Here is an 18,384-nt window from a genome sequence, read left to right as displayed (position 1 = left end):
AGCTCGCTACATTTCGCGAAAGAGATGAGCTAACTTTTACAAAAAATGTATTACCATGATTAAATTACGTCAATAATGAAAATTTATTCTCGTTATATTGACATAAATTGCGCATCATGAGCATTCTTCCTCATCGGCACGGGAGAGCCGGAAGAGGAGCAGAGATGAACGACACCGAGCGCCAGAAGGCCATTGTCGAGCTTTTGCGCGAAACGCCATTCGCATCGGTTCGCGATCTTCAGCAGCGCCTCGAGGCATCTCCGGCCACCATTCGCCGTGATATCGAAAAGCTGCATGAGTTCGGCCAGGCCAGAAAGGTCTATGGCGGCGTTTCGGCGCTCGAGACTGGCGACAGCGCGCGGCTTTCAGCGCGCCCCTATGACGAGAACCGCGACATCGCCGTCGAGGCCAAACGGGCGATTGCCGCGAGGGCGGCTGAACTGGTGCGGGACGGCGACGCCATCATCGTCAATGGCGGCTCCACCTGCTACCAGCTCGGCACGCTGCTGGCCCGGCGAAATGTTCGCATCTGGACCAACTCCATGCCGCTCGCCGCCTATCTTGGCGAACACGGCACCTGTCAGCTTTCATTGGCCGGTGGCGCGCTCCATCGCGAGCCCGGCATCATTCACGATATTGCGGCCAGTTCGCCCGGCTTCTTTGCCTCGCGCTTCTTTGTCGGTACGCAGGGCATCAGCGGCAAGGGACTGCTCGAGTCCCATCCCCTGCTCGTCAAGGTCATCGGTGAACTTGCGGCCTGCGCCGACGAAATTGTGCTGTTGGCCGATAGCCGGAAGTTTTCCATCCAGCCGCGCAATATTGCCCTGACGTTGTCACGCGTCGGTACCATTATCACCGATGACGGGTTGACCGACGCCAACGCCAGGATGCTGGAAGAGGCAGGCGTCACCATCACCATCGCCACCGTGGGAGGAGAAAAATGACTCACTCCCCGATTGCCGTCTTCGATCTCGGCAAGACCAATTCAAAACTCTTTGTTCTTTCGCCGGAAGGCAGGCTCATCGACGAAGCGCGAACCCGGCCGGCATGGCTGTGGAATGGGGACCTTCAGGTTCTCAACGATGAAGCCCTCTTTGCGTGGACGAAGGCCGAACTCGTTCGCGTGGTGTCAGCGCACAGCGTCGGTCGCATCGTTTTTTCCGGACATGGCTGCACCTTCGCACTGACGGCCGGCGACACCCTCGTTCATCCGATTCTGGACTACGAACAGGAACCACCTGCCGAAATCGCCGCCCGCATTGACCTTCTGGCGCCCGACTTTCGCGAGACCTTTTCGCCGCCGCTCCCATTCGGATTCAACTACGGTCGCCATCTTCTTTGGCTGAACGAGCGCGATCCGGCACTTCTCGGGCGGACCGAGGCCATCCTCGCCTATCCGCAATTCTGGAGCTGGAGGTTCTCAGGCCGCAAGGTTTCCGAAGTTTCCTATCTCGGCTGCCATTCTCATCTCTGGGCGCCAGTGGATGACGACTATAGCAGTCTTGTCGATCGTATGGGTTGGCGCAACAAGATGCCGGCGTTCGAGCGGGCAGGCAGCGTGATCGGGACGCACGGCATGTCGCTTGCCGACGGACGGACCGTGGATATCGCCGTTCACAATGGCGTGCACGATAGCAATGCCGCTCTCTATTTCTACCGCTCGCTCGGGTTCTCCGATTTCACGCTTATCTCGACTGGCACCTGGGTGATCATCTTCAATCCTGCAAGCCCGCTTGGAAGCCTCGATGCCGGACGCGACATGCTGGCCAACGTCACCGTAGATCGCCAGCCGGTCGCGACCATCCGCTTCATGGGCGGCCGGGAATACGACCTTGCAAGCGGCGACTGGAGCATGCCCGTTTCCGCACAGGCGATTGCTGCAGTCATCGCCAAAGGCAGCTTTGCCTTACCATCCTTCGCCGCGGGCGGCCCGATGCAAGGCTATGTAGGGCGTTTCGTCGGACCGATGGTCACCGGCGAGGAGCGTGCCGCAGTGGCCCTGCTTTATGTTACATTGATGACCGATTTCTCACTCGACCTCATCGGCTCGCAAAACACGATCGTCATCGATGGTGGCCTGGTGAAGACAGGCTTTTATGCCTCGATACTCGCAGCGCTGCGACCCAGCCAGACGATCCATACCAGCGCCAATGCCGAAGGCAGCGCCTTCGGTGCTGCGGCACTCGTTTTCGATGAAACGGGTGGCAACCCGTTTGTCAACGATTGCTCGATAGCGCAACCGGCAATCATTGCCGGGCTAGATACCTACAGGAACGCGTGGCGACAACAGGTGGACACGATGGCATCAACAAATAGCGAATATGGGGAGGCGGTTTGATGCAGCCGGTTGTTCAGCTCAGCGGTCTTGGCAAGTCTTTCGGTGGCGTCAGGGCATTGAAAAATGTGGGCCTGGAAATCTACCCGGGCGAGGTGCACGCGCTGATGGGGGAAAACGGTGCCGGCAAATCGACGCTGATCAAAATTCTCTCCGGCCTCTACGCCCCGGACGAGGGCACGATCACCGTCAACGGCGGAGCAGTCACGTTTTCCTCGACGCGAGACGCCAATGCCGCCGGCATCGCGACCGTTTACCAGGAGCTTCTGCTGTTCCCGGAGCTTACCGTCGCCGAAAACATTTTTCTCGGCAATTATCCCCGGCGGGCAGGCGGCATGATCGACTGGCCGGCAGTCCGCGCGGGCAGCCGCAAGCTTCTCAAAGAACTCGACACGCATGACCTCGATGTCGATGAGAAAGTGGCCAACCTGTCGGTCGCGCAGCGCCAGTGCGTGGAGATCGCCAAGGCACTGTCAAAAAACGCCAAGGTTCTGATCATGGACGAGCCGACCGCGTCGCTGGTCGAATCGGATGTGCAGCGCCTGCTCGATATCGTCAGGCAATTGCGCGCGCGCGGCGTCGGCATTCTCTATGTCAGCCATCGCATGCCGGAGATTTTCGCTGTATGCGACCGCGTGACCGTTTTGCGCGATGGAGCCTACATCGCAACCAAAAACATCGATGAGGTCGATGAAGCCGCCTTGGTATCCCTGATGGTAGGTCGCGCCATCGAGAATCTTTTTCCCAAGGTTGACGTACCGATCGGCAAACCTGTCCTTGAGGTTGCAGGTTTGAACCACGGCAAGCGCGTCAGGGACATTTCATTTACCGTACGGCAGGGCGAAATTCTCGGCATTGCCGGGCTTGTCGGCAGCGGGCGAACCGAACTTGCGCTCACACTTTTCGGCATGACGCCGGCCACATCTGGCGAAATCCGCATCGACGGCAAGGCGGTTGCAATCACATCGCCTTCGCAGGCGCGCAACCTCGGCATTGCCTATGTGCCCGAAGATCGCGGGTTGCAAGGCCTCATCAAATCGATGGCCATCCGCAAAAACGTCACCATGGCCACGCTCGGCAAGGTATCGAACGGCATCTTTATTCGCGCTGCGGCAGAAATGAGCCGGGCGACCGACGCAATCAAACGTTTTGGCGTGCGCTGCCGCGATCCCGACCAGCCGATCGGCCAGCTTTCCGGCGGGAACCAGCAGAAGGTGGTGATCGCCAAATGGCTCGAAATCAAACCCCGCGTGCTGATCCTCGACGAGCCGACACGCGGTGTCGATGTCGGCGCGAAATCGGAAATCCACGCGATCATGGGCGAGCTTGCCCGCGAGGGCGTCGCCATCATCATGATTTCGAGCGAACTGCCTGAGGTGCTGGGTATGAGCGACCGGGTGATGGTCATGGCAGAAGGCCGGATCACCGAAATTGTCGAGCGTAGTGACGCGACACCCGAGCGGGTCGGTGCGGCGATGACGGCACATCGCAGAGAGGAGAACGCGGCATGAGCAACCTCGGCAATGCACCGGCGCTACGCACGACAAGCGCGCACCTTATCCAAAGCGGCTACCGCAGATTCCTTTCGGATTATGGGCAGGAAATATTCGTCCTTGCGGCAATCGTTGCGCTTTTCGTTTGCGTGACCCTGGTCAATCCGCGTTTCATCGCCGTCAACAATCTCAACACGATTCTTTCCGGAAATGCCTATATTGCCGTCGCGGCAATCGGCATGGCGATGGTGATAATCACCGGCAATATCGACGTTTCCGTTGGCGCGCTGATCGGTGTGCTGGCAACGGTTGCGGGAACATTGGCGACATCAGGCTATCCGGTATGGGTCGCCTGGACGGTCCCTATTCTCGTCGGCATGTCAATCAACACCGTCATCGGCCTGCTCGTCGCCTATGCCCGCATTCCGTCGATCGTCGTGACGCTGGGCGCTCTCTCGATCCTGCGCGGCGGCCTCATCAGCGTCACCGGCGGAGCCTGGATCTCTAACCTGCCACCTAACTTCCTGCTCGCGCAGCAGAAACTGCTCGGCCTTCCGGTTCCGTTGGTCGCGATGATCATTCTCACTGTGCTGACCGCCTTCTGGATGCGCAATTCGGCCTTTGGACGTTCGCTTTATGCGCTCGGCGGCAACCCCGAAGCAGCCGTTGCCAGCGGCATTCCCGCCGAGCGGCGCATCGTTCAGGTTTTTGCCATCCACGGCATGTTCGCCGGACTTGCCGCCATCTTGTTCGCAACCCAGTTGCAGGTCATCCAGTCGACGGTTCCGCCCAATCTGGAGCTCACGATCATCACGGCCGCAGTCATTGGCGGCGTATCGATCCTGGGCGGCACAGGCACAGTGATCGGCTCGACGCTGGCGACAATCCTGTTTGCTACCATCGGCTCGGCCCTGATCTTCATCAATGTCTCCGCCTACTGGCTGAGGGCGGTCATCGGTTTGCTGATCCTCATCACGGTGCTTGCCGATATGCTGCGTCGCCGCCGCAGGAGTGTTTGAAAACCATGATTACGAAGTCACTCATCCGGCACGAAACATTTCTGGCCGCGCTGCTGGTCATCATTCTGGCGGTATTGTCCTTCCAGTCGGACAAGTTCCTCACTGTCTCCAACCTGCTCAATCAGGGCCGCCTGATGACGGAAATCGGCCTCGTCGCTTTGGCGATGACCTTTGTCATCGCCACCGGCGGGATCGACCTTTCCGTCGGCTCGATCCTCGGCCTCACAGCCATTCTGCTCGGCGTGTTCTGGCAAAAGCTCGGCATGCCGCTGCCACTGGCAATGGCGGCGGCTGTGGCCGCAGGCACCTTCGCGGGCTTCGTCAACGGGCTTATCATCACCCGTTTCAACGTTCCGCCGCTGATTGCGACCCTTGGGACACTCGCTCTTTATCGCGGCCTCGCCGAAGGCATCAGCCAGGCACGATCCGTGCGCGGCTATCCGGAATGGTTCTTCATCTTCGGTCAGGGTGCGGTTCTCGGCATACCAACCCAGCTCTGGATTTTCCTTGTCAGCGCCGTCATCGCCGCCGTCATTCTGGCCTATACGACCTGGGGTCGCAGCACCTATGCAATCGGCGCCAACGAGACCGGGGCGCGGTTCTCCGGCCTTGCCGTCGAGAAGACCAAGCTTGCCGTCTACACGGCCTCGGGTCTTGCCGCAGCCCTCGCCGCCGTGATCTTCGTCTCCCGTGTTTCAACGACGCGCTCGGACATGGGGACGGGCATCGAACTCGACGCCATTACGGCAGTCGTTCTCGGGGGCACATCCATTTTCGGCGGTCGCGGCACGATCGTCGGCACCATTCTCGGTCTTTGCGTCATTCAGGCGCTGAAAAACGGACTTTCGCTCGCTGGCGTCACCGGTGACGGCACGATCATGCTGATCGGCATCGTGCTTATCCTCGCCATCCTTGCGAGCAATCTCTTCGAGAAGAGCGGCTCTCGATAGTTCGATGTCTCGTCCCGCACCGCCGCTTAAAGGTTTCTGGACGATTTGGAGGAGAAAGACATGCGCAAATATCTACTGCCCGCCCTGCTGACGCTCTCGTTTTCGACCAGCCTCAGCCACGCGGCATCACCCTGGACCGGCGGCGACGACCTGCCGACCAATCCGCTCGCCTGCGACGCCACGCCCGCCAAAATCGAGGCCAAGGCCTATGACGGCGGTTCGCCAACCAATGCCCCGGATCGCAAGGGCAAACCCATAACGGTCGTTGACGTGCCCAAACTGGTCGGCATCGGCTACTTCGCGGCGACCGCCAAAGGCATTGCAGACGCGGCGACCGAACTGGGCAATGTCAAGGCAAAGACCGACGGCCCGAGCAAGGCCAATATCGATGATCAGATCACATTGATCGATAATTACATCACATCCGGTGTGGACGGCATTCTCTATGCCGCCAACGATCCGGTTGCGATTGCCCCGGTGCTGAAGAAGGCTCTCGCAGCCGGCATCAATGTTGTCGGCTATGATGCGAATTCCACGCCGGATTCCCGCCAATGGTTCGTCAACCAGGCGGAGTTTAACGGCATCGCCAAAGCGACAATTGACGCGCTTGCCGCCGAAGCGGGCGCAGAGGGCAAATTCGCAATCGTAACCTCCACATTCACCACGCCAAACCAGGCGCGCTGGATCGCCGAGATGGCAGCCTATCAGGCAAAATGCCACCCGAAGATGGAATGGCTGGAAACCGTCGAGGCGCAGGAAGACAACATTCTCTCATTCAACCAGGCCAACACGCTGATCAACAAATATGGCGACGACCTGAAGGGGATCGTCGGCATGACATCGGTCGCTACTCCTGCCGCGGCCGACGCCGTTACACAGGCCGGCAAATGCGGCCAAGTCGCGGTCGTGGGCCTTGCGACGCCGAATGCCATGAAGCCTTATGTCGGGGCCGGCTGCGTCAAGTCGGTGGTTCTGTGGAACCCGGTTGATCTCGGCTATGCAGCAATGCATGTTCTGCGTTCGGTGGCCGATGGCACGCTTCAGCCTGGCGCCGCCTCCGTCAGGGCTGGCAAACTTGGCGACCTTAAGGTGATCAACGGTTCGGAAATCCTGCTTGGCGCCCCGACGGTCTTCACCAAGGACACCATCAACAACTTCGATTTCTGATCGGAAACGAATACGAGGGAAGGTCGTTGCCATCTTCCCTCATATTGCGAGCATCGGCGATGTTGCCGTTGCGCGTTGATGGGCCAACGCAGGATGCGCGAACTGGCGAGCGTTCGATACGCTGCTCGTCGTAGAGAATTTCGCGACGCAGATAAAGCAGCCAGACGCAGGCGCGACATTGAGGACGGAGGGCATCGACTTCGATGAGCGAACGCATTTCCCCCTCACGCTGTGGGCGACACCGCACTCGGCTGGCCTGACGCTGATGGCGGGCTTCAGCCGCGATGTCCTCTCACCAGAAACCGCCATGGCCCTGCTTGAACGCTTGGGTAACATTGTCTCCATCGTGATCCGTTCGTCCTCTTCCGATATGTGCGCACTTCTCGAGGAACTTCCTTCGCCCGTGATAAGTGACGGATTGCTCGGGCACGGTTCCAATGAAACGCCGCATTCGGAAGCGCCGGAAAAGGCGCCCTTGAACACGCCGCGATCCGGGACGCACCCCGAGACGGAAGCAACGCTTACGCGCATCTGGGCAGAGGTGCTCAAACGCACGCCCCTTGACGGCCGCGCCAATTTCTTCGAACTTGGCGGCCATTCGCTGCTTGCCGCGCGTGTCGTCAGCCGGCTTCGCGCAGAGCTTGGCGTGCCGCTGCCGGTGCGCGCCCTTTTCGAACGCCCCGTCCTTGCAGAGCTTGCCGCCCATATTGATGGGATGCGCGTGCGGGAAACCCCAGCCCCTGGCCATGTAGAGATCGAAATATGAATGCAACGCCATCCCGACCCGTTCTTCTCTGCCTGCCGCCGGCCGGCACCGGAGCAGGTCTTTTCCGCAACTGGGCGCGGATTGTGCCCAACACGATGACGGTGCATCCGGTCGCGCTGCCGGGCCGCGAAAAGCGTTACTACGAACCGCCGCCGCGATCGATCGACGCGCTTGCCGACCAGCTTGCAATAGAACTGGAACCCTATGTCGGCAGTCGGTACGCGATCTTCGGTTACTCGATGGGCGCCCTCCTCGGCTATGAAATCGCCCGTCGCTTTTCGGGCGCTGGTCTGCGACAACCGGACGCGTTTTTCGTGCTCGGCTGCAATGCGCCGGATCGCATGGTCTATGAGCGCGAGCCCTTTCACACGATGGAGCCCGCCGCCTTTCACCAGGCGCTTGTCGATCTCGGTGGAACAGATGCCGAAATCCTCAACAATCCCGAGGCGATGGAGCTTTTCGAGCCGGTGCTGCGCAATGATTTCCGCATCTGTGAGACCCATGTGCACGACGCCGCACGCGGCACACTGGATTGTCCCGCGCACGTCTTTCTCTCCGATGCGGACGCTTTCGTGAACGAATACGCAGCCGCCGCCTGGTCCGATTTCGTGACGGGTGGCACGAGCCTGCATCGGGTCTCGGGACCGCATATGCTTGAACGCCCCGTTCTGGACACTCTGCCGGCAAGACTTGAGGCGCTCTGGTTTGGAGCGGCCGAAAGCCGCCCGCGTCGTCAGGCTTGAAGCGATGACCGCTAGGACAGAAATGCCAAGGGCGGAGGAAGAAGCGATCCAGCGCGCGCTCGAAGGGCAGGCGGCCTACATGCCGGATGTGCGCGCGGACGTCGGCCCAGCCGAGGAGGATTGGACGACAGTTCAGGATTTCTTTTCCAGCGAGGCGGCCACTGGCGAATTTCTTGCATTTGAGCAATCACTGAACAAAGGCACTGATCTCAAGACCGCTGGGGCCTTGATGATGACCGACTATGGCTACATCCTGGCTGCAGCGGCCGTTCCGTTGTTTGCCGGTTTTGGCATCATTACGGAACTGTCGCCAGCCTCCCTCGCGCTTTCCTTCTATGTGACCGAGGAGCTGCATGACGGGAAGATGCACCGAGTGAGGCGCGCCCATGTCCGTTTTCTGGAACCGGTATTCTGGCAAGGCCAACTGGACGATGCCGCCGCCGGAGAACGGTTTCGAACCGAAATCGAGCAGCATTTCCACCCCGTCATCGATACGATCCACGCACAAACACGTCTCTCCCGCGCAGCGCTCTGGAGACTGGCGGCCGATGCGATCGCCAGCCGCTTTCTGGATTCCGGCCGCCGGTTCGGCACGGTCGAGGCGGCAAAGGCGGCGGCGATGCGGATTCTCAAAGTTGCCGGCTCGCCGCTTGCCAATCGCGAACTTCACTATTTCGACCTGATGGTTCTCGACAAACATCGGAAGGAGTTTTCCTACACCTTCCGCCAGCGCGGCGGCTGCTGCCGGTTTTATCTGGTCGAAGGCGGCGAATACTGTCCCACCTGTGTGCTGGAGTCGCCCGCAGACAGGGATGAAAAACTCCGTCTCGCCATGCGCAAACACCTCGACGTTGCCTGAGCGATCTTTTCATTAAATTTTTCTGAAGACCGGAGTCCCAAATCCGAACAATCAATCGTCTAGATCAGGAGTTGAATGTGTTGCCATTCCTCATGGTGAACTTGCGGCTCCTTGAACGCCGTACGATTGGGGGTTTTTATGACTAAGACTAAATCCGTCTCGCGCGGGGCTGGGGCGAGCCTCAAGGCGGCATTTCTGGCGGGGACAGCGCTCATAATGCTGAGCCCCATGTTGCCGGTGATGGTGCGGCAGGCTGCAGCACAGACGTCCGAGCGGGCGATCTCGGTGCGACCGGGCCCGCTAACGACGGCGCTGAACAACCTTGCAGCCCAGACCGGCCTGCAAATCCTGTTCGATGCATCGGTCGCCGAGGCGAAGACGACCCGGGGGGTGAACGGGACGCTGACGCCAGAACAGGCGCTGAGGACCGTGCTTGCCGGCACCGGTGTTAACGCCCGCTTCGCAGGAAGTAACCAGGTGACGCTTCAGAACGGCCCTGCCGCTTCCGGCGCGACAGCTGACGGCACCACGCAACTTGAGGCTATAACGATTTACGGCGCCCGCAACGCGTCGACGTTGGGCGCCACGACGAGCAGTGTTGCCATCGTGAACGCCGAAACCCTCGCAGAAAGCCAGATCCGCACGACGCAAGACACCTACCGCCGCATGGCAAACGTGCTGGATAGCGCCACAGTCAATGCCGGTTTCGTCATCCGCGGCATGAGTTCCGAGGGCCTTGTCCCGTCCGGCGGGCCCGCCGGCTCGGTGTATGTCGACGGCATCGTCCAGACACGTTACAATGCCCGCTTCGGCGCACGCAATCTCTGGGACGTAGAACAAGTCGAGGTGTATCGCGGCCCGCAATCGACGCTTTCCGGCCGTGCGGCCATGACGGGCGCCATCTATATCAAGTCGAAAGATCCGACCTTCGACAAGGAAGTCGAACTTTCCGGCACCGTCGGCAGCGACGATCTCGCCGGCACGGCCTTCATGGTGAATACGCCTGTCGTTGAGGATCAGATTGCATTGCGCCTCTCAGGCGCTTTCGAGCGCTCGCATGCCCAGCCCAATTATTCAAATTTCGGTATTTTTGACAATTTTGATGACCTGACAACTGACATTAGCGGCGTGCTTCGCGCCAAGGTGCTGATCACGCCTTCGGAAATGCCGGACACCCGCGCACTGCTCACCTACTCCTACTCGAAGGACCGGCCCAACGACGCGCTTGTCGGCCTCGACACACTCCGCGGCGACTTCAACAATTCCCCGGTTACCTATACGGAATATCGCTGGACGGAAGCTCACAATGTAGGCCTGGAGATCACACATGATTTCTCCAATGCGTTGCGCTTCACCTCGCAGACCGGTTATCAATATGGCATCAATAACCGGCGCTCTATCGACTACGGCACGCCCGGCACCATCTATGGAAGCGCTGGCGAAGACGACAATTCTATCTTCACGCAGGAGTTCCGACTCAATTACGAGGAGGACCGCTGGAAATGGGTTGCCGGCCTTTATGGCAGCCGTGAGGTCTGGGACGGCGCGACAACCTTTATCGTGGACTATCCTGGCTACGGACCGGTGCAACTTAGCGACACCCAGAATCGCAAAACCTCAAACTTTGCCATCTTCGGTGAGGCGACCTATGAATTTGCACCTACGTGGTTCGCAACGGCCGGTGGTCGTCTCGACTACCTTAAAGACAGAGACGACCAGCGAAACTATTTTGGCCTGATCGATCCGTCTGCCGTCCTGACGGGCGACCCGACATCTTTGAGCGAATTGAACTTCGTACCCAAGCTTGCTCTTTCCAAGGAGCTCAGCGATACCCAGACGGTCGCCCTGACCTATACGCAGGGATTCCGCTCAGGAGGTTCTTATATAGACCGTCTGGACCCCAAGAATTACAAGGTGGCCACATACGACCCGGAGTTTTCACAGAACGTAGAATTATCCTACAAGGGTACGCTGCTCGACGACCGGCTGACGCTCAATGCAAATGTGTTTTATACAAAATATGACGATCAACAGATAGAAATTCGGCCGATCGCGACCATTCCAGGCTATCGCATCACCTCTAATGCTGCAACGTCGAGAGCCTGGGGTTTCGAGATCGAACCTACCTTCCAGGTTACGGATCAATTCACCGCGTTCACGTCTATCGGGTACCTCAATACGCGGTTCTTGGAATTCAACCACGCCGCTATCGGCGATCAGTCAGGCAAAGCCTTCCCTGAAGCACCGGAATTGAGCTGGGCCTTTGGTGGACGCTACGAGTTTGACAACGGCGTCTTCGTCGGCGCCGACGCAAAATATACGACAAGCTACAATTCGCGCTTCGGTACGAAGGGTATGTACAATATCGACCCACGCTTCATCGTGAATGCGCAGACGGGCTTCAAAAAGGACAACTGGGAAGTGACCGCTTTCGTGGAAAATCTGACGGACGAGCAGTATTTCACGATCGTGGATCGCGACGCGGCAAAGCCGTTTGGCCAGCTGGGCAAAGGTCGGTCCTACGGCCTGAACGTCCGTGTGAAGTTCTGACAAACTCGGCTGTGCGGTGTCCTTCCGCACAGCTTTTTCCACCTCAACGACGAAATGATATCTCTCTTGCGCTTCTGTCTCGCTCTTCTCGCTTTCCTTCTTCCAGCATCTTTTTCGCAGGCCGCCTGCGAAGGAAAGGCTATAACCGAGGGGGTCTACAATCCGCCCTTCTGTATTCCGGCAAAAGCAAAACGGATCGTGACCCTCGATCCGCTGATCACGCTTGGATTGCTGATCGAACTCAAGGCGCCCGTCGTTGCGACGCCCTATATGGCGATTACGGAGGACGAGGTACTCAGCGTGGTGAAGGCCCAGAAGATGGTCGATCTCGGCAATCCCAAGGAACCAAGCCTCGAGCGCGTGGCGGCACTGAAGCCGGATCTCATCATCGGATCGGCGGAAGTTCATTCGGCGATTTACGAGCAAGCTGCACAGATCGCGCCGACTGTGCTCTTCAAGCATATGGACTGGAAGGCATATCTTCAGCGCCTATCAGAAGTGACCGGCAAGGAAGGCGTGGCAAACGATGCACTCAAGGCTTACGACAGCCGCGTCGCCGGGATCCGCGCGCGGATGAAGGACCAGAACCTGACGGTCTCGACCGTCCGTTTCGCCCCAGATCGTTTTGTCGTCTTTGTGGATGGCCCCAACGCCTATGCCCCCTTTTCCGTGCTGCGCGAGGCAGGTGTGAAGCGCTCCGCTTACGAGACTGTCACCGACGGAACGATCGTCAAACGGCCGGACTGGGAGGAACTCGCCAATCTCGATGGTAACGTGCTGCTCTACGTTTCCGCCAGCGGTTTTGAAAGCGGCCCGGACGATGCGCTCGAAAAGCAGGTGACCGAGAACCCGCTATGGCAATTGCTGCCAGCCGTTCAGGCCGGACGCGCCCATCGGGTCGATCGCGGTCACTGGCAGAGCTTCCACGGTATCGGTTCGGCAAATCGCATACTCGACGACGTCGAACGTTACGTGCTGGCAGGGCAATGATCGACCGAAACGCCGCCCGGCCATCCACGGCCTATAGCCTGCGGCCGCTCGCGCTCGCTGTACTCCTCTGTCTGCTCGTTCTTGCCGCCATGAACGCGGTTGCACTCGGCACATCTGCCATATCGTTTTCCACGATAACGGCCGCGATCTTCCAGTTCGATGGCTCTCGCGACCATCTTCTCGTCACCACCCTCCGTCTGCCCCGCGTCATTGCCGCACTGCTTTCCGGTGGTGCACTCGCTGTTTCCGGTGCCATCATGCAGGCGGTCACCAACAACCCGCTCGCCTCTCCCGGCCTGCTCGGCATCAACGCCGGCGCGTCATTTGCCGTCGTTTTGGTGATGACACTCTTCGGCACGGGCGTCGGCGATCTCTATGTCTGGTTCGCCTTTATCGGCGCAGGTATCGCCGCGATCGTGGTCTATGGGCTGGGTTCAATTGGCGCTGTCAGACACTCCCCGCTCGGGCTCGTGCTGGCGGGGGCGATCGTTGCAACCTTCCTGACCTCGCTCACCACCGCGATCCTGATCTTCGACCAGAGCACGCTCGATGCAGTTCGCTTGTGGACCGCAGGCTCGCTGACGGGGAGAACCATGGCGCAGGCCAAAACCGTTGCGCCCTATATCCTCACCGGCCTCGTCGCCGCTCTCTTTCTTGGCCGGCATCTCACGACGCTCAGCCTCGGCGCGGGTGCCTCGCGTGCACTCGGGCAGAACCCGGTGATTTGGCGCGGCGCATCTGTGGTCACTGTCATCCTGCTTGCGGGCGGTGCCGTGGCACTTGCCGGACCGATTGGGTTCGTCGGCCTCGTCGTTCCGCATATGGTGCGAATGATTGCCGGTGTTGACTATCGCTGGGTTATCCCTTTTTCGGCGCTCGGCGGCGCGCTATTGGTTGTCGTCTCCGATACGGCCGGACGGCTTGTGTTCGGAAGCCAAAGTTTTCCCGTTGGCGTGACGATCGCGCTCATCGGTGCGCCGTTCTTCCTGTATCTCGCCCGAACGCGGCTGAGAGGCGCGGCATGATCCGGCTTCTCATCATCCTCACCCTTCTGCTCGCCATCCTCGTCGCAGCAAGTCTCGCTTTTGGCGATGTTCCTTTGACCTGGCAGGAACTCTACAATGTCATCGCCGGAATGGGCGAGCCTGCTCCACAGAGCACGATGATCGTCTTCGATCTGCGTTTGCCGCGCGCACTTCTCGCGCTTCTCGTCGGCGTGGCGCTTGCGACCGCAGGCACGATCACGCTCGCAATAATGCGCAATCCTTTGGCCGAGCCCGGCGTTCTCGGCATAAACAGTGGCGCTGCAGCGGCGGCCATGGCCATCATCGTTCTGGTGCAGGACCCGTCTATCGCGCTTATACAGACAGCCAGTTTCCTGGGCGCCGCGGTGATGGCGCTGGCGGTCTATGCTCTTTCATGGCGCGGCGGAACCTCCTCTCTCCGCATCATCCTCATCGGCATCGGCCTCTCCTCGCTCGCAACGGCGGGAACGACCTTTCTATCCGCATTCGGCGACATCGGCGATGTACAGCGCGCCATGATCTGGCTTGCCGGAAGCGTCTACGATGCCAACATGATGAAGGTACAATTTCTGGGCTTCTCACTCGTCGTTCCCATTGCACTTGCCTTTCTCGCCGTGCGCGAACTCGATCTGATCCGCTTCGGCGATCACTCTGCTAAGAGCCTTGGCCAGCCGGTCGATCGCATCCGAGGCCTGATGATCGTCCTCGTTACTGTGCTTTCGGGTGCAGCCGTGGCCGCCTCCGGCCTCATCGGCTTCGTCGGCCTCGTCGCGCCGCACATCGCCCGGCGGCTGACCGGGGCGTCGTCGCATGCCCGGATATTGCCTGTCGCTGTACTCGTCGGCGCATGCCTCGTCGTTGCCGCCGATCTCATTGGTCGCATCATCCTGCCGCCGGCGCAACTTCCGGCCGGCATTGTGACCAGTCTCATTGGTGCACCTTTCTTTGCCTATCTTCTCTGGGGACGCCGCCATGACCGAGGATAATCAACGGCCTGCCAAGATCGCGGGCAAGGGCATAGACATCGCCTACGGCCAGCGCCGCATCATAGAGCGGCTCGACCTCGCCATCCCCGAACGATGCTTCACGGCCCTGATCGGCCCGAACGGCAGCGGCAAATCCACGCTCCTGCGCACTTTCGCCGGACTTATGAAGCCCTCCGGCGGCAGCATTCTTCTCGACGGCAAGGATCTGAACGGCCTCTCGCCCCGTGATGTCGCCCGCAAGGTAGGCGTTCTGCTCCAGGGTCCCGTTGCGCCAGAGGGTCTAACGGTCGGCGATCTCGTGCGGCAGGGCCGCTATCCGCATCGCTCGCTTTTCAGCCGCTGGTCGGCGCAGGATCAGGAGGCATGCGACGAGGCGCTCATGCTGACAGGCACGACGGATCTTTCCGACCGGGCGCTGGACAGCCTTTCCGGCGGTCAGCGCCAGCGCGCGTGGATCGCAATGACGCTGGCGCAGCAAGGCGAAGCGATCCTTCTTGATGAGCCCACGACATATCTCGATCTGGAACACCAGGTCGAACTGATGAACCTTATCACCACGTTGGTCTCCAGGCACGGAAAGACGGTCGTCGCCGTCCTGCACGATATCAACCAGGCGGCGCGCTACGCCCAGCATATCGTTATACTCCATGACGGCAGGGTGACGGCGGCCGGGACGCCCGATATGGTGATCTCCTCGCAGACGATCGCTGATGTCTTCAAGGTGAAGACGGTCGTGATCCGCGATCCCGTAGCCGGAACGCCGCTCTGCATTCCGCTTTAAGGCGCCCGCAGCCGTTACTGAAATATCACACGTCGGCTCCATCTGAACATGCGGCCTGCCTAATGCGCACTCCCTAGCCGAAACAGGGAAAACGGAATCGGGCAACGAAATCAGACATAAAGATGAGTTTTTAACTCTTGATTTATCAAGGAGCTGTGCATCAGTTTTGAATCTTTCTAACTTATTGCACTTGCATGGGTTTTATAGATTCGCTAGCCATCGGTCATCGCGGTTCCGCCGTCCTGGTGCTGAACCTGACTGTTGGTTTGGAAACTGTTTGCCAATGTCGAGCTCTTCGCCCTCACCCCTTGTATGGGACAGTCTTGACAGCAACGAATTGCTGAACCGGGCTATGGAAGCGCACTACGCCGACATTACGAGCGCGGTGCGCAGGCGCGGCCATCCATCCTCCACCGCCCGGGATGTGGTGCACGATCTCTATCTGAAACTTGCTTCCAAGCCTGAGGTACTGCAGAAAAAGCGTTCGATAAAATCGTTTCTCTGCCGGGCCGCCATCAATCTAGGCATTGACCGGCAGCGCCGGGAGACGAAAGAAGCTCGGCTTTTCTCCGGCTCGGAGCGTGAAGCCCTCTGCGTGGCAAGCAGCGGGCCCGCGCCGGATCAGGCGTTGGAAATCGAGGCGCGGCTTGCGGCCCTGCGCGAGGCGATCGCCGAACTACCGGAACGGCGTCGTCTCGTTTTCATCCTGCACCGTCTGCACGGTCTGACACCGGACCAGATCTGCGTCAGGCTCAACATCTCCAGGAACATGGTGGACCGGCACCTGCGTCGCGCCTTCGCCCACTGCCTTGATCGTATTCTCTAGAACGACAAGAGATTCTCGCGTTCCATCCGGAAAAGCGCTACCGACTTTTGCTTGAATTAGTCTAAAAGGTCCTAAATTAGCGGCGTCGAACGTCTAAGGGTCAAGGGACAAATCTGGAGATGCCTATGTCGGCCCAAGGAGCGGGGAACGCTCAGAAAAAACGCAACCGCGAAGCGGCCAACTGGATTCTGCGCAATAGGGACCCAAACCAATCACCGAGCGACAAGGCACGCTTTCAGGAGTGGCTTGACCGCGACCCGGAAAACCGTCGGACCTACACGGCCGCAGAACGCCTGTTGGATGATGCCAGCCGCGCTATACAATCCGATTCCGTGCTCTCCGACATCAAGGTCAGGCCCAGGAGCCTAGTCAAACCAGTCATCGCAACTTTAATGGTCTTAGCGCTCGCAACGGGCAGCTTCTTTGCGCTAGACGGCCCAATGCGCCTGCAGGCTGATGTCATAGCCGGAACTGGCGAGATGCGAACGATTTCGCTTGAGGACGGATCCGAGGTGCAACTGAATTCGTCTTCAGCAATCGCTGTGGACTTTACCGACAGCCACCGCACTATCCGCCTTCTTCAAGGCCAAGCTTTTTTTCAGGTCGCTCACGACGCCGAACGACACTTCACGGTTGTTGCGGGGGCGGCCAAGGTTACCGCACTCGGCACGGCATTCGCTATTCGCTACGGCAATGACAACACTGAAGTGGCCGTCAACGAAAATGCGGTCCAGATCGACATCGACGGAAGCCGCACAGGCCCTGTCCGCGTCAGTGAAGGAGAGCAAGCAATCTATGACTACGCGAAAGGGCAAATGGCCATCGCGCCGGTCGATAGTCTCGTCGCATTTGCTTGGAGGCGCGGCCAGATCGTCCTCGACAATACACCGCTTTCCTACGTTATCGAGGAGATGAACAGGCATTTTTACGGCCGCATCATGGTTGCGGATTCTCGTATCGCCAATCGAAGGGTCAGCGGCACGATGAAGATCACCGATACCGATGTTGCGCTTGCTTTCGTAACGCAGGCCCTACATGTGAAAGCAATGCACTTCGGCCCACTGATCGTCATTCGCGAGTGACGATACCAGCCTCTCGCTTGCTTGCTTTCGAAGAAACCTCTCGCTCTGACCTCAAAAGTGCAGAGCGCCAAGGTCTTAAGCTCTGCGTTTTGTTTGTTCTGCTCTGGTTGCTCTGAGCCCCAAAATGGAGGGAAATTGGGTCTCGGGCCATCATGTTGGCATTCATCGACTACCCGACGACACGGCGTGTGAACAGGTCAATGACGACTACGACATACAGCCAGCCTTCTGCGGTCCAGATGTAAGTGAAGTCGGCCACCCATTTCTGGTTCGGACGGTCTGCCATGAACTGGCGGTCGAGGACGTTCGGCATGATGACTGCACGGTCACCGGCATCCTTTGGCAAACCACGCCGTCTTGGCCTGGCCCTGAGCGCATTCAGGCGCATCAGTCGCTCGATACGATGGAGACCACACGCTTCGCAGAGCCATGCCACCCTCTGCCCGGCAGTCGTTGCAAAGCAACGACGATAGGGGCCAGATCGAACGGTGCTTTGCAATGAATGCGAACTTCATATCGCGTCCCTGGCAAAGTAGGCTGTGGCCTTTTTTAGGATATCGCGCTCCGCTTTCAGCTTGGCGACTTCACGGCGTAACCGCTAAATCTCAAGCTGCTCCGGCTTCATCTGGCCTTTTCCAGGAAACGACTGGCTGGGATCGTCGCCGTATTACCGAACCCATTTGCGCAGGACATTCTCGGGAACATCAAGATCACGAGCAGCCTGCGCAACAATGACCCCACGTTCCCTGACCAACTTCACTGCTTCAAGCTTATACTCGCGGCTGAATATTCGTCTTTGCATTCATGCTCTC

The 18,384-nt window shown here is 59.2% G+C and carries 16 protein-coding genes and 1 pseudogene; 16 read left to right on the top strand and 1 reads right to left on the bottom strand.

The genetic code is table 11. The features are described from left to right. The first annotated feature begins 164 nt into the window (after positions 1-164). From PH605_RS20945 to PH605_RS20870, 16 genes are all read left to right on the top strand, one after another. Complete coding sequence (locus PH605_RS20945) at positions 165-944, top strand: DeoR/GlpR family DNA-binding transcription regulator (RefSeq protein ID WP_125146103.1); 780 nt, start codon at positions 165-167, stop codon at positions 942-944. Continuing rightward, positions 941-2,338, top strand: coding sequence for an FGGY-family carbohydrate kinase (locus PH605_RS20940; RefSeq protein WP_142845927.1), 1,398 nt, complete (start codon positions 941-943; stop codon positions 2,336-2,338). The genes PH605_RS20945 and PH605_RS20940 overlap by 4 nt, the downstream gene beginning before the upstream one ends. Then, positions 2,338-3,846, top strand: a complete 1,509-nt coding sequence (locus PH605_RS20935; protein WP_162856865.1) for a sugar ABC transporter ATP-binding protein — start codon at positions 2,338-2,340, stop codon at positions 3,844-3,846. The genes PH605_RS20940 and PH605_RS20935 overlap by 1 nt, the downstream gene beginning before the upstream one ends. After that, a complete protein-coding gene (locus PH605_RS20930) occupies positions 3,843-4,847 on the top strand; it encodes an ABC transporter permease (protein ID WP_125146101.1) in 1,005 nt (334 codons plus the stop codon). The genes PH605_RS20935 and PH605_RS20930 overlap by 4 nt, the downstream gene beginning before the upstream one ends. Positions 4,848-4,852: 5 nt before the next feature. Next, positions 4,853-5,797 (top strand): ABC transporter permease, encoded by a 945-nt coding sequence (locus tag PH605_RS20925; RefSeq protein WP_125146100.1) that lies wholly within the window; start codon positions 4,853-4,855, stop codon positions 5,795-5,797. 60 nt (positions 5,798-5,857) lie between these two features. After that, positions 5,858-6,964 (top strand): substrate-binding domain-containing protein, encoded by a 1,107-nt coding sequence (locus tag PH605_RS20920; protein ID WP_125146099.1) that lies wholly within the window; start codon positions 5,858-5,860, stop codon positions 6,962-6,964. A 178-nt stretch (positions 6,965-7,142) separates the two neighbouring features. Beyond that, a complete protein-coding gene (locus PH605_RS20915; protein WP_236781201.1) occupies positions 7,143-7,730 on the top strand; it encodes a phosphopantetheine-binding protein in 588 nt (195 codons plus the stop codon). Further along, positions 7,727-8,473, top strand: a complete 747-nt coding sequence (locus tag PH605_RS20910; RefSeq protein WP_142845926.1) for a thioesterase II family protein — start codon at positions 7,727-7,729, stop codon at positions 8,471-8,473. The genes PH605_RS20915 and PH605_RS20910 overlap by 4 nt, the downstream gene beginning before the upstream one ends. Continuing rightward, positions 8,436-9,332, top strand: coding sequence for a ferric iron reductase (locus tag PH605_RS20905; protein ID WP_237680951.1), 897 nt, complete (start codon positions 8,436-8,438; stop codon positions 9,330-9,332). The genes PH605_RS20910 and PH605_RS20905 overlap by 38 nt, the downstream gene beginning before the upstream one ends. A 138-nt stretch (positions 9,333-9,470) precedes the next feature. Then, positions 9,471-11,882 carry a TonB-dependent receptor domain-containing protein gene (locus PH605_RS20900; RefSeq protein WP_237680950.1) on the top strand — a complete coding sequence of 804 codons (2,412 nt, stop codon included), beginning with the start codon at positions 9,471-9,473 and terminating at the stop codon, positions 11,880-11,882. Between the two features lie 198 nt (positions 11,883-12,080). Beyond that, positions 12,081-12,872: an iron-siderophore ABC transporter substrate-binding protein gene (locus PH605_RS20895; RefSeq protein ID WP_237680949.1), complete on the top strand. Its 792-nt coding sequence runs from the start codon at positions 12,081-12,083 to the stop codon at positions 12,870-12,872. Beyond that, complete coding sequence (locus PH605_RS20890) at positions 12,869-13,897, top strand: FecCD family ABC transporter permease (RefSeq protein WP_142845925.1); 1,029 nt, start codon at positions 12,869-12,871, stop codon at positions 13,895-13,897. Before PH605_RS20895 ends, PH605_RS20890 begins: the two co-directional genes overlap by 4 nt. After that, positions 13,894-14,883 (top strand): FecCD family ABC transporter permease, encoded by a 990-nt coding sequence (locus tag PH605_RS20885; RefSeq protein WP_125146095.1) that lies wholly within the window; start codon positions 13,894-13,896, stop codon positions 14,881-14,883. Before PH605_RS20890 ends, PH605_RS20885 begins: the two co-directional genes overlap by 4 nt. Then, a complete protein-coding gene (locus PH605_RS20880; protein WP_065657504.1) occupies positions 14,870-15,664 on the top strand; it encodes an ABC transporter ATP-binding protein in 795 nt (264 codons plus the stop codon). Before PH605_RS20885 ends, PH605_RS20880 begins: the two co-directional genes overlap by 14 nt. Before the next feature lie 283 nt (positions 15,665-15,947). Next, positions 15,948-16,490: an RNA polymerase sigma factor gene (locus tag PH605_RS20875; protein ID WP_065657505.1), complete on the top strand. Its 543-nt coding sequence runs from the start codon at positions 15,948-15,950 to the stop codon at positions 16,488-16,490. A gap of 125 nt (positions 16,491-16,615) precedes the next feature. Further along, positions 16,616-17,572 (top strand): FecR family protein, encoded by a 957-nt coding sequence (locus PH605_RS20870; RefSeq protein WP_142845924.1) that lies wholly within the window; start codon positions 16,616-16,618, stop codon positions 17,570-17,572. Positions 17,573-17,744: 172 nt separating this feature from the next. Here the strand turns inward: PH605_RS20870 and PH605_RS20865 are convergent. Continuing rightward, positions 17,745-18,374, bottom strand: a pseudogene (locus PH605_RS20865) (transposase); the annotation flags it as partial. Positions 18,375-18,384: the final 10 nt, after the last annotated feature.

The sequence above is a fragment of the Agrobacterium sp. CFBP 3001 genome, assembly GCF_027871605.1.
Classification (GTDB): Bacteria; Pseudomonadota; Alphaproteobacteria; order Rhizobiales; family Rhizobiaceae; genus Agrobacterium; species Agrobacterium leguminum.
The sequence above is the reverse complement of the archived record's forward strand: the minus strand, read 5'-3'. Positions and strand labels throughout refer to the sequence as shown.